Here is an 11,923-nt window from a genome sequence, read left to right as displayed (position 1 = left end):
CAGCCGCGTCCGCGTGAGCGCTCATGGGCCGGCCGGCCAGGGAATCTCCTCCCCGGCCAGCCGGATGAAGCGGTGTCACGCGGTGACGGCGACGCCCTTCCAGCTGGCGTCGACGGCCTTGTACTGGGCGCTGGTCGCCCCGTACAGGTCGGTGGCCGCCTTGAGGGTGGCGGCACGCGCGTCCTTGTACGTGGTGGTGGCGGTCATGTACTTCGTCAGTGCCGTGTACCAGATCTTCGCGGCGGCGTCGCGGCCGATCCCGGTGACCTTCGAGCCGTCGCAGGTGGGCGAGTTGTAGGACACGCCGTTGATCGTCTTGGCGCCGCTGCCCTCGGACAGCAGGTAGAAGAAGTGGTTGCCGATACCGGAGGAGTAGTGCACGTCGGAGTTGCCGGCGCCGACCTTCCAGCACGACAGCGACTGCCCGTCCTTCTTCGGGTCGTCCATGTAGCGCAACGGCTTGCCGGTGCCGAAGATGTCGACCTTCTCGCCGATCAGGTAGTCGCCGACGTCCTTGGAGTTCTTGGCGTAGAACTCGACCATGGTGCCGAAGATGTCGCTGTTCGCCTCGTTGAGCCCGCCCGACTCACCGCTGTAGCGCAGCTTCGCTGTCGCCGACGTGACCCCGTGGCTCATCTCGTGGCCGGCCACGTCGAGCGCGGTGAGCGGATGCTTGTTCTGGGCGCCGTCGCCGTACGTCATGCAGAAGCAGCCGTCGTTCCAGAACGCGTTGACGTAGTTCCTGCCGTAGTGGGCCTTGGACATCGCGCCCTTGCCGTTGTCCTTGATCCCGTTGCGGCCGTAGGTGGTCTTGTAGAAGTCCCAGGTCATGGCCGCGCCGTACTGGACGTCCACGCCGGTGGACTGCCGGTTGGCCACCGTGCCGTCGCCCCACTTGTTGTCCGGGTCGGTGAACAGGGTGCCGGCGCCGGTGGTGGCGTTGTTCATGTCGACCGTCGACTGGTTGCCCCGCGACGGGTCCTTCAACTGGTAGGAAGCGCCACTCTTGGTGGTGGTGAGCGCGACCGGGCCGTCGTAGTACCCGGTACCGGTGCCCGCGTCCCCGATGGTCGCCGACCGCGCGGCATCCGAGCCGGTGGCGGTGGTGCCGCGGGGTGCGAATGTGGTCACCGCTTCCCACCGGTCGAGCTGGCCGCCGGAGCGAGCGTCGGAGATGACGTGCGCCTCGCTGGGCGTGCCGTCGGAGTCCACGCCGGAGATCGTGGTCTCCCATGCCAGGGCCTGGGCGTCGCCGGTCGCCCAGACGACGAGCCGGGGCGTCGCGGTGCCCGCGACGAGACCCGGGGCCGCGAGGCCGGCGGCGTCACGAGCGGCGACCGTCGGGGTGACGGACGACAGCCGGACCTCCACTGGGCCGAGCCGGTCGGTGCCGCGGACGGTGCCGTCCGGGGCGTAGTGCACGATCAGATCGCCGCCGAGCACCGGCAGGCCGGCGTACGTGCGGTCGTAGTGCACGTGCCGACTGCCGTCGGGGTCCGTGACCGAGTCGGTGACCACGAGAGCCTCGGCACCACGGGCGGACGACTCGGCCGGCGCCGAGGCCGTGGCCGGGCCGGTGAACACCAGGGCGAGCGCAGCACCGGCGACGACCGGGGCAAGACGAGTGGGTCTCACAAGACACTCCTTCAAGGGGCGGGAAACCAGAAACACTGTCGAGTGTGGATCCGGCACTGTCCATCACGGCAGCTGTCAATCGCCGATAACATTCGCGTTCGCGTGGCGTCGGCGCGGCAGCGCCCTACCTTGTGTTATCACCCTTTGGTATTGGCGTGGTTCGATGCCGCCCCGCCATCCTCCTCCTGGAGAAGCTTCCAGCCCTCAGGAGGAACTGTGCGAACACCACGAAGGATGATCCGGCTCGGCCTCACCGTAGCGAGCGCGGCGCTGGCCGTCGTCGGATTCACTCCCGCCGCCCACGCCACGACCCTGACAGCCGCGGACACCACGACCGACGCCCAGGCTGTCGCACTGTCGGTGACGAAGCCGTCCGATGTCCTGGACGCCATCGACACCTGGCAGTACGGCGCACCGGCGATCCGGGGCGGTCAGAAGCCCTACCAGGTCGCCTACACGGGGCTACCGGCGGGACTGACCAAGAGCGGCACCGGCTTCAAGGGCTACATCACCTCGGCCGGCGTCCACCACGTCGACGTGACCGTCACCGACAGCGCCGGGGCCACGGCGACCGTCGGGTTCACCGTCACCGCCCTGACCGACCAGCCGGTGCGCATCTCCTCGCCACCGGACCCGTTCGACTTCGGCGTCGGTGACGTCTGCCAGGAGATGGACATCGACTTCTCCGGCGGCACGGGCACCTACACGTACGCCTGGAAGGGCCTGCCGCCCAGCCTGACCTACCACCCGATCACCGCCACCCCGTTCCTGGGCTACCTCAGCGGCACGCTGACCAGGGCCGGCACCTACCACCCGATCCTCACCATCACCGACACCCAGGGCCACACCGGCACCTGGAAGCCCACCTTCTTCGTCACCTAGGAACAGGCCACGACGGTCTCCGTCGAGGACAGCGCTGGACCCTCGGACGCATGGCTCAGGGGTGCCACGGTCACCGCGACCATGGCATCCCCGGCCCGGATCATGGTCGCACCGCCACGGCCGGCCACCGACGCCGGTCGTCACCGTCAGCGTGGCCCCGGAGGCGGTTTGAGAATCGCCTCGCGGCCGTGCTCGGCCAGCCACGCAGCATAGTGCGGCCGGTCGTCGGCGAGCTGGAAGTAGCGTTCCATGAGCCGCTGGACGATGTCGCCGCCGAGATCGGCGATCTCGGAGTCCTGCCGCCAGGCGAGCATGATCCGCCGGGTGTGCGGGGTCCCGGCGAGGGGCCGCACCATGATGCCGGGCAGTTGGCGGCCGGTGGCGTACATGCCGCTGACCGCCTGGGCGTCGGCGACGATGGCCACGGCCGCCGAGGAGTCGTTGGCCGCGTGCCGGAAGCGCGGCGTGAACCCGGCGGCCTCGCAGATGATCCGCAGCCGCGCGTACAGGCCCGTATCGTCGGGCGTCATCATCACCCAGTCGTCGCCGGCCAGGTCCGCGAGGCCGATGGCCGGCTTGACCGCGGCCGGATGGCTGTCGGCGACCATGGCGAACACCGGCTCGGCGGCGATGATCGTGACCAGGTCGACGTGTTCGGGCGCGCGCACCTCGAAGCCGGGGAACTCGTGCACGACCACCAGGTCGAGGTCCCCGGAGGCGACCTGGTCCAACAGGGTGCCGACCATCGGTTCCATCACCGTGGCGGTCTCGCGACCCGGGATCAGCTCGTGCAGCACGTTGACCAGATCCAGAACGAACGGGCCCGCGACCCCGCCCACCCGCAGGGCCAGGTTCGGCAGTTCCTCCCTGGCCAGGCTGCTCAACGTGGTCGCCAGCTCCTCGATACCGGCCAGGAGCTCCCGGGCCCGGGTGACGGCGTACCGGCCGAGTTCTGTCGGGGTGACCCCGTCGCGATTGCGGTCGAACAACCGCACCCCGAGCGTCGTCTCGATCCGGTGCAACTGCGTCGTCACGGCCGGCTGGGCGACCTGGAGCACCTGGGCCGCCTTGCGGATGCTGCCGGCGTCGGCGACGGTGACCAGGACCTCGAGGTGGTGAAAGCCCAGCCGCATACGGCGAGACGTTACCCCACAGCCCGGCAGACCACTCCCGAACGTCGCCCGAGCGGCCCACACGGTTGGTGCAGCGACACCGGTTGTCATCTATGTCCGGGGCGGGCGGGCTCAGCAGACGAGGTCGAGGCGTCGTCGCTGATCTGCGAACCGTCGACCCCGACGAGGACGGCTGGCGCGTCGGTGTGGCTCCTTGTTTCCTCCGAGTGTGGATCGCCGATGTGTTGAGGCTCGCGGATCGGCCGGGGCCGGGTCAGAGGCGTGCGTCCCGGCTCGGCCCGGGTCCTTCGGCCCATGTCGGACCCCGAGGGGTGCGGACGGCCGCCCGCTTCAGGACAGGATGACGTCGCTGGCCGGGCGACGGGGGCTGGTGACGGCTGGCAGGCCGTAGCCGAGGCGGAGCAGCATCTGGGGGCTGCCGTTCCATGGGAGTTCCTGCCACAGTTCGTCGCGGGCCTCGGGGTCGTCGACGGGTTGGGACATCATCTGCGCGGACAGGCCGAGTTCGGTGGCGGTGAGCAGGACGCGTTGCAGTGCCTGGCCGGCGCGGAGCTGGTCGCTGGGCAGGTCGCCGTGCGCGCCGAGGATCGCGAGCAGCGGCTCGGGTTCGTAGTCGCGGACGCCGGTGCGTTCCGGGCCGCCATAGTCGCGGCGGGGCAGGAGTTCGTGTGCCTGCGGTGCCGGGCCGCCCGCCGCAACGGGCACGCCGTCGCGGCGGGCGTCGTCGTGGCTGGTCCAGGCGGCGAGCTCTTCGCGGTAGGCGGGGTTGTCGGTGATCCTCCGGTTGGCGGCGCGCACGATCGTCGCGATCCGTGCCAGGACGGCCGGGTCGTCGGTGAACTGGAGCCAGCACCGTTCGGCCTCCGCGGCCCGGGCGAGGCTGTGGCGGTGTTCGACGGGGACGGGGCTGTCCAGGAACGGGTCGCGGTTGCTGTGCCGGTGCGGGATCGCGCCGTGCAGTTCGATCTCCAGCGGGGTCGCCGGGCGCGGCTCGGCCGGGGTGAGGCGCGCGACCATGTCCGAGTGGCCGGCGATCGGCAGCAGGCGCACCGTCGCCTGGTGGCCGCGGACCGCCAGGGCGAGGCGCAGGTTGAGTAGCGCCGCCCCGCAGGCGATCCGGACGGCCCTGTGGTGCGGGTCTGCCACGGGCAGGGCACGGTCGGTGTCGGCATACACCTCGATCGCGTCGCCCTCGCGGCGGAACGGCCACGGCTGGGTGTTGTGCATCGACGGCGCCAAGGTCGCTGCGGTGACCGCCTCGGTGAAGACCTCCTCTGTCAGGACACTCATGACGGCTCCTCCTCAGGACCCCGGCGGGGGGTGTGCGGCACGGCACCGGGTCGGTGGGCGATCCCGAACCGCAGCGCCAGCACGGGCCAGCCGAGCCCCGACAGCAGCTGCCGCAGAGCCTGGCGCACCGCGGGTACCTCGGTGACGTCACTCATCGGCGACGACGCCAGCCCGCAGTACACGGCGGTGAGCAGGACCGCTGACATGGCCTCGCCCGCCACCAACCAGTCCGTCGGGGTGTCTGCGTCGGTGAACAGGATCGCGTAACGGGTGCCCGCGTCGGAGTCCCCGCCAGGGGCCAGCGCCGCGCCGCCCTCCAGGGCGAAGTCGCGCACCGGCACCCGGCGCGGGACCGTCCCCACCGCACCGGTGGCGGGGACGCCGTCGGCGCTGCCGGGCGGGCGGTGGGTCCAGGCGGACAGCTCGGCCCGGTACCGGGGATCTGTGACCTCCGCGTCGGCGGCGTGCGACGCCGCGACGGTCAGCTCGACGACCTGGTCCTCGCGAAGGAATTGCAGGTGCGCGCCGTACCGTTCCGCCGCGACGCGCAGCGCCTCCACCGACTCCTCGGGCACCGGGATGTCGCTGAAGGGCCGGCGGTCGGTGCGCCGGACCGCGGTGGCCTGCATGAGACGCAGGTCCATCGGCTCCGGTGGACGCCGACCGGCGAGGACCAGCCGGGCCAGGAGGGTCGGGTCGTCGGGGTCGGGCAGCCGGTGCACGCTCACGGCGTGGCCGGCGGCGGTCAGGCTGACTACGGCGTGGTTGAGTGCTGTCCCGCAGCTGACCACGAGCAGCCGACTGTCGGGGTCGAGCACCGGCAGCCGACGGCCGACGTCCGCGCGCAGGTCGGCGACCCCGTCGTGCAGGTCCCAACGCCAGGGCTGGGTGTTGAACACGGACGGGGCGCGCAGCGCGGCCATGGCGGCCTGGCCGAGCGGGCCGGAGCTCGCGCGGGCGCGCATCGCCGGGTCGGTGTCGGTGAAGTACACGGACATGGTGTTCTCTCCTTATGACCGGACGACCGCGACGGGGCAGTCCGCGTGGTGCAGCGCGGCCTGGCTGACGGAGCCCAGCAGCAAGCCGGTGAAGCCGCCCCTGCCGCGGGAGCCGACGACGAGCAGGTGCGCGCCGGGTGATGCCTCGATGAGGGCCTTGCCGGCCCGGGTCCGCACCTGGTCGTGGTGGACCTTGACGTCGGGGAAGCGTTCCTGCCAGCCGGCCAGCGACTCGGCGAACATCCGCAGTTCCTCGGCGGCGAGGACGTCGGCGTCGTAGACCAGGGGCAGCATGTCCCCGGGCTCGGTGGACTGCGGCCAGCGCCAGGCGTGCACGGCGGTCAGGCCCACTTCGTTGAGCGAGGCCTCGGTGAACGCGAACTCGATGGCGGCGTCGGACTCCTCGGAGCCGTCGACGCCGACGACGACGGTGCCGGCGGCGGGACCCGGCGGCAGGGTGTGCGGGCGAACAACGATGACCGGACAGCCGGCGTGCGCGGCGAGCTGCACACCCACGGACCCGACGAGTAGGCCGGTGAAGCCGCCCAGGCCCCGGTGCCCGAGGACGATCATGTCCGCCGTCCGGCTCTCCCGGATCAGCACCGGCGCGGGCGCGCCCTCGATGACCTCCGACTCGACCGCCAGACCCGGCTGGCGGGCCTGGGCACGGGTGGTCGCGGTGGCGACGTACTCCTCGCCCTGGACCCGGAGCCCCTGGAGGATCCGCGAGGCCAGGACCGGGGTGTCGGGGAACCGCATCTGGGGCCAGATCGAGGCGTGCACGATCCGCAGCGGCCGGCCGCGCAGGGTGGCGGCGTCGGCCGCCCAGTCCACGGCGGCCAGAGCCAGGTCGGAGCCGTCCACGCCGACGACGACGTGATCGGTGACGACGGGTTGGGTGGACATGGCGACCTCCGTGGGTGTGTGCCTTGCCTCCACCTTCGCGCTGTCGCCGGCCGCCCGACAGTGCCGAAGGGCCTGGTCACGTAGGGCACTGGGACCGTCATTGTCGGGACGCCCGGCACTGCCCGGGGCACCAGGACAGGCGGAGTCTGTGGGGGTCACTACACCGTGAGAGGACCTGACGATGACCACCATCACGCACCGCAACGCCCATACGCTGCCCGCCACGGCGACGGTCGGCCGGGCCGCCGCGACCCGCTGGGTGTTCGCCGGACTCCGCCTGGCCCTGGGCTGGGTGTTCCTGTGGGCGTTCGTCGACAAGCTGTTCGGACTGGGCTACGCCACCCCGTCGAAGGGCGCCTGGGTCAACGGCGGGCACCCGACGCTGGGGTTCCTGAAGAACTCCGCGAAGGGCCCGTTCGCCGACTTCTACCACTCCATCGCCGGTACCGCCTGGGCGGACACCATGTTCATGGCCGCCCTCGCCGGGGTCGGCGTCGCGCTGATGCTCGGGATCGGGATGCGGATCGCCGCGATCAGCGGGTCAGCGCTCCTGGTCATGATGTGGACCGCAGTCCTGCCTCCGGCCACGAATCCGTTCATGGACGACCACCTCATCTACGCCGGCCTGCTCGTCGCCCTTGCCCTCACCAGCGCCGGGAACACCCTCGGGCTGGGAACCTGGTGGGCGAAGCTGCCGCTGGTCCACCGGCTGCCCTGGCTGCGCTGATAATGGGCATCGTCCGACTCAGCGAACTGCTCGGACGTCCGGTTCCCGCCACCCGGTCCCGGATCACCGATCTGGTCGCGCCCCTCGGGGCCGACCAGCTGGCGGTCCGGGCCGCCGGACTGGGCCACCGGACCCGGGTGTCGGACTGGGTCCGCTGGCCCGACCTGCGCTCCCCCGCCCCCGAGCCGGTGCCCGGCGAGCTCCGGCTGGTCCGCGACCTGCTCGACGGGCAGGTCTTCGACATCGCCGGCAACCGGCTCGTCCGGGTCGGCGACGTCCTCTTCGAGGAGGACGGGGACCTGCTTCTCGTGGGGGTCGAGGTGGGCGCGGCCTCGGTGTGGCGGCGGCTCGGACTGCGGCGGGTCGCCGACCACCTGCCCACGACCGTCATCGAATGGCCGGACCTGCACCCCGCGACCGGGGCCGGGCTCGCCCACCACCTGGCCGCCAACCCGGCAGCCCTGCACCAGCTCACCGCGCCCCAGCTGGCCACCCTGACATCGGGGCTGGCCACCCACCACGCCGCCATGGTGCTCGACCACCTGCCACCGGCACACGCCGAAGCCGTCCTGGGCCACCTGCACCCGAGCCGCGCCGCAGCCCTCACCCGCCTGCGGAACCTGCTGCTGTGAGAAAACGCCTCTGGGCGGTGTTTGCCGTGGCCGGTCCCGGCCTGCTCGCCGGGCTGTCCGACGACGACCCCGCCGGCATCACCACCTATTCGGTACTCGGCGCAGACCACGGCTACCGCCTGCTCTGGGTACTCCTTGCCTCCACCGTTGCCCTGATCATGTTCCACAACCTGGCCGCCCGGCTCGGGGTCGTCACCGGCCAGGGCATGGCCGGCCTGATCCGCCAGCAGTACGGCGTCCGCGCCGGGGTCGGCGCCCTCGCCGCGCTCGTGGTCGCCAACGTGGGCACCACGGTCGCCGAGTTCGCCGGCATCGCCGCCGGCTGGGAACTGTTCGGCGTGCGCCGGCAGATCGCCGTGCCCCTCACGGCCCTGATCATCATCGTGCTGGTGCGCCGTGGCAGCTTCCGGATCGTCGAACGGGTCCTGCTGGCCCTGAGCGCCGTGTTCGTCTCCTACATCGTCGCCGGGTTCCTGGCCGGCCCGGACTGGGGAGCCGCCGCCACCGGTCTCGTCGTCCCCACCATGCCCCTCACCCGCGACGCCGTGTACATCACCGTGGCCACCATCGGCACCACCCTCGCCCCGTGGGGGCTGAGCTTCGTGCAGTCCTACGTCCTCGACAAACACCTCACACCGCACGACCTGCGCGCCTCCCGCTACGACCTGGTCACCGGCTCCGTCCTCACCGGCGTCATCGGGCTGTTCGTCGTCGTCGCCTGCGCCGCGACCCTGCACAAGCAGGGCCACACCATCACCGACGCCGCCGACGCGGCCGCCGCCCTGCGCCCCCTGGCCGGGGACCTGGCCGGCACCGTTTTCGCCATCGGCCTGATCGGCTCGGCCATGCTCGCCGCCGCGATCCTGCCCCTGTCCACCGGCTACTCCGTCACCGACGTCTTCGGCCGCCCCGCAGCCCTCAACGACACCCCGCGCGCCGACCCGCTGTTCTACGGCACCACCCTCACCGTCACCGTCCTCGGCGCCGCACTCGTGCTGATCCCCGGCGCGCCGCTGGTGCCGATCCTGGTCGGTACCCAGATCCTCAACGCCGTGGCCCTCCCGCCCCTGCTGATCTACCTGTACCGGCTGGGCCGCGACCGGGACCTGATGGGCCCCTTCGCCACCGGGCGGCGGATGGCCACCGCCCAGTTCGCCATGATCGTCGCGCTGTCGTTCTGCGTGCTCGCCCTGCTGTTCTTCTCGTTCCTGTGACCTGTGGCCTGTCCGGTTCGGGACCTTCGGCACGGTCCCCGGCCGCGCTCGTCCTGTACAACGGACACATGATCAGAGTTTTCCTCCTCGACGACCACGAGGTGGTCCGCCGCGGCCTGCGCGACCTGCTCGAGGACTCCGGCGACATCGAGATCGTCGGGGAGTCCGGCTCGGCCGTCGAGGCCGCCAGCCGCATTCCTGCCCTCAAGCCCCAGGTCGCCGTTCTCGACGCCCGGCTGCCCGACGGCAGCGGCATCGAGGTGTGCCGCACCGTCCGGTCGGTGGACCCGAGCGTCCAGGCCCTGATCCTCACCTCCTACGAGGACGACGAGGCCCTGTTCGCCGCCATCATGGCCGGAGCGGCAGGCTACCTGCTCAAACAGATCCGGGGCACCGACCTCGTCGACGCCGTCCGCAGGGTCGCCGCCGGCCAGTCCCTCCTCGACCCCGCGGTGACAGCCAGGGTCCTCGACCGCATCCGGCGCGGCACCCAGGCTCCCGACGCCCTGGCCGACCTCACCGAACAGGAACGCAAGGTACTGGTCCACATGGCCGAGGGCAAGACCAACCGCGAGATCGCGACGAGCATGTTCCTGGCCGAGAAGACCGTGAAGAACTACGTCTCGTCGGTACTGGCGAAGCTCGGCCTGGAACGCCGCACCCAGGCCGCTGTCCTGGCCAGCAAACTCCTCGGAACGGAGAAGAGCTGACGTCCTAGATCGGGGCCCACCAGGTCACCCGGGTGCCGGACGGCTCGACGCCGTCCACCTCGAACCCGCCGCCCCGGGTATCGGCCCGCTCGGCCAGGTTGCGCAATCCGCCGCGCGGCGTCGCCCCGCCGCACCCGTCGTCGGCCACGGTCACCGTCAGCCGGCCCGTCGTGACCCGCACCCCGACCTCGACCCGGCTGGCCCCGGCGTGTCGGGCCACGTTGGACAGGGTCTCCCGCAGGACCGCCAGCAGATCGGGGCGCACCTCGTCGGGCACCGCGCTGTCCACGGGCCCGTCCAGCACCAGCGTGGGACGGAATCCCAGAGTGCGCGCCGACTCGTCGACCAGGTCGCGCACCTCGACGCGCAACTCGGACGTCGCTGGGGAGCGCAGTTCGAAGATGGCGCCGCGGATATCGCGGATCGTGCCGTCCAGGTCGTCGACGACCGCGTTGATCCGGTCGGCGACGTCCTGTTTCGCGGTGATCCGGGCCGCGCCCTGCAGGTGCATTCCGGCCGCGAACAGCCGCTGGATCACCACGTCGTGCAGGTCACGGGCGATGCGCTCCCGGTCGCCGATCATGGCCAGCAACGCCCGTTCGTCGCGCGCCCTGGCCCGGACCAGGGCCAGGGCTGCCTGCCCGGCGAACGTCTCGATCAGCGCGACGTCGGGCCCCTCGGCGAACGCGACCCCGCCCTGCCGGTAGGCGACGGCCAGGATGCCGAGCATCGTGCCGTCGGCGATCAGGGGCACCAACAGGGCGGTGCCGGTGGACAGGTCCGCGGGCCAGGTGGCGGTCCTGCCGAGATCCTCCACCACCGCGAGGTGACGTTCCGCGATCACCGTGGCCAGTTCGCCCCCCACCGTCGGTAACGCGAAGCCCTCCAACGCCGCACCCGGGCCGCCGTCGGCGACCTCGACGGTCAACGTGTCCGCCCGCTCGTCATAGAGCAGCACCATGGCCAGGTGCGCCTCGGCGACCTCCCGGGCCCGGGAGGCGACGATCCGCAGCGCGTCGGTGCGGTCGACGTCGCCGAGGATCACGGCGCTGGTCTCGGTGGTGGCCTCCAGCCAGCGTTGCCGGCGGCGGGACTGCGCGTAGAGCCGAGCGTTGTCGATCGCCGCGCCGGCCGCCACGGCGAGGGCGATCATGATCTCCTCGTCGTCGTCGGTGAACAGGCCGCCGCCGCGCTTCTCCGACAGGTACAGGTTGCCGTACACCTGGTCGCGGATGCGGATCGGCACGCCCAGGAACGTGTGCATCGGCGGGTGCTCGGCCGGGAAGCCGTAGGCCCGGGGGTGCTGGGTGATGTCCGGTAGCCGGATCGGGCGCGGGTCCTCGATCAGCAGGCCCAGCACGCCGTGCCCGGACGGCAGGTCCCCGATCCGGGCGTGCACGGCCGGGTTCATGCCGTGCGTGATGAACTCGACCAGCGTGCGGTCAGGGCCGATCACGCCCAGCGCCCCGTACTCGGCGTCGGTCAGTTCACAGGCCGCCAGGGTGATGCGTTCGAGGGTGGCACGCAGCTCCAGGTCAGTGCCGATCCCGACCACCGCGTCCAGCAGCGAACGCAGCCGTTCCCGGCTCGCCATCACGTCCCCGACCCGCGACAACAGCTCCTGGAGCAGGTCGTCGAGACCGGTCTGAGACAGCGGAGGCAGGCCGAGCGCGGAGGAAGCGGGCCCAGAGTTGTCAGCGCGCTTGTCGGCCATGTCCTTATCCTAGGCCGCTGGAGCGTCGCGACCGGCACACCCAACGGGACGGATCCGCGCCGAGGCGTGTCTCGAATGCCCG

At 71.6% G+C, this 11,923-nt stretch carries 11 protein-coding genes; 5 read left to right on the top strand and 6 right to left on the bottom strand.

Annotation, left to right across the window (positions count from 1 at the left end):
- Window positions 1-75 precede the first annotated feature (75 nt).
- Window positions 76-1,635: a M4 family metallopeptidase gene (locus IW245_RS02355; RefSeq protein WP_197001547.1), complete on the bottom strand. Its 1,560-nt coding sequence runs from the start codon at window positions 1,633-1,635 to the stop codon at window positions 76-78.
- A 216-nt stretch (window positions 1,636-1,851) separates the two neighbouring features.
- On the opposite strand from IW245_RS02355, the gene IW245_RS02350 reads away from it, so the two are divergent.
- Complete coding sequence (locus IW245_RS02350) at window positions 1,852-2,517, top strand: hypothetical protein (RefSeq protein ID WP_197001546.1); 666 nt, start codon at window positions 1,852-1,854, stop codon at window positions 2,515-2,517.
- Window positions 2,518-2,663: 146 nt separating this feature from the next.
- Here IW245_RS02350 and IW245_RS02345 read toward each other — a convergent pair whose 3' ends face one another.
- From IW245_RS02345 to IW245_RS02330, 4 genes are all read right to left on the bottom strand, one after another.
- On the bottom strand, window positions 2,664-3,650 hold the full coding sequence (locus IW245_RS02345) for a LysR family transcriptional regulator (RefSeq protein WP_197001545.1): 987 nt from the start codon (window positions 3,648-3,650) through the stop codon (window positions 2,664-2,666).
- Window positions 3,651-3,980: 330 nt separating this feature from the next.
- Window positions 3,981-4,940: an Acg family FMN-binding oxidoreductase gene (locus IW245_RS02340; RefSeq protein WP_197001544.1), complete on the bottom strand. Its 960-nt coding sequence runs from the start codon at window positions 4,938-4,940 to the stop codon at window positions 3,981-3,983.
- The gene (locus tag IW245_RS02335; RefSeq protein ID WP_231398625.1) at window positions 4,937-5,938 is read right to left on the bottom strand and encodes an Acg family FMN-binding oxidoreductase; all 1,002 of its coding nucleotides are present in this window, start codon (window positions 5,936-5,938) and stop codon (window positions 4,937-4,939) included. The genes IW245_RS02340 and IW245_RS02335 overlap by 4 nt, the downstream gene beginning before the upstream one ends.
- Window positions 5,939-5,950: 12 nt before the next feature.
- Window positions 5,951-6,844, bottom strand: a complete 894-nt coding sequence (locus IW245_RS02330; protein WP_197001543.1) for a universal stress protein — start codon at window positions 6,842-6,844, stop codon at window positions 5,951-5,953.
- Window positions 6,845-7,025: 181 nt separating this feature from the next.
- Between IW245_RS02330 and IW245_RS02325 the strand changes: the two genes are divergently transcribed.
- The 4 genes from IW245_RS02325 to IW245_RS02310 all read left to right on the top strand — a co-directional run bounded on the left by IW245_RS02325 (window position 7,026) and on the right by IW245_RS02310 (window position 10,127).
- Window positions 7,026-7,571, top strand: a complete 546-nt coding sequence (locus tag IW245_RS02325) for a DoxX family membrane protein (protein ID WP_197001542.1) — start codon at window positions 7,026-7,028, stop codon at window positions 7,569-7,571.
- A 2-nt stretch (window positions 7,572-7,573) separates the two neighbouring features.
- A complete protein-coding gene (locus IW245_RS02320) occupies window positions 7,574-8,203 on the top strand; it encodes a hypothetical protein (RefSeq protein ID WP_197001541.1) in 630 nt (209 codons plus the stop codon).
- Complete coding sequence (locus IW245_RS02315) at window positions 8,200-9,417, top strand: NRAMP family divalent metal transporter (protein WP_197001540.1); 1,218 nt, start codon at window positions 8,200-8,202, stop codon at window positions 9,415-9,417. Before IW245_RS02320 ends, IW245_RS02315 begins: the two co-directional genes overlap by 4 nt.
- A gap of 68 nt (window positions 9,418-9,485) precedes the next feature.
- Window positions 9,486-10,127, top strand: a complete 642-nt coding sequence (locus tag IW245_RS02310) for a response regulator (RefSeq protein WP_197001539.1) — start codon at window positions 9,486-9,488, stop codon at window positions 10,125-10,127.
- Window positions 10,128-10,131: 4 nt separating this feature from the next.
- Here the strand turns inward: IW245_RS02310 and IW245_RS02305 are convergent, their stop codons facing one another.
- On the bottom strand, window positions 10,132-11,841 hold the full coding sequence (locus tag IW245_RS02305; protein ID WP_197001538.1) for a sensor histidine kinase: 1,710 nt from the start codon (window positions 11,839-11,841) through the stop codon (window positions 10,132-10,134).
- Window positions 11,842-11,923: the final 82 nt, after the last annotated feature.

It is taken from the genome of Longispora fulva, assembly GCF_015751905.1.
Taxonomy (GTDB): Bacteria; Actinomycetota; Actinomycetes; order Mycobacteriales; family Micromonosporaceae; genus Longispora; species Longispora fulva.
Note: the sequence above shows the minus strand (reverse complement) of the source record. Positions and strands in the feature narration are given on the sequence as shown.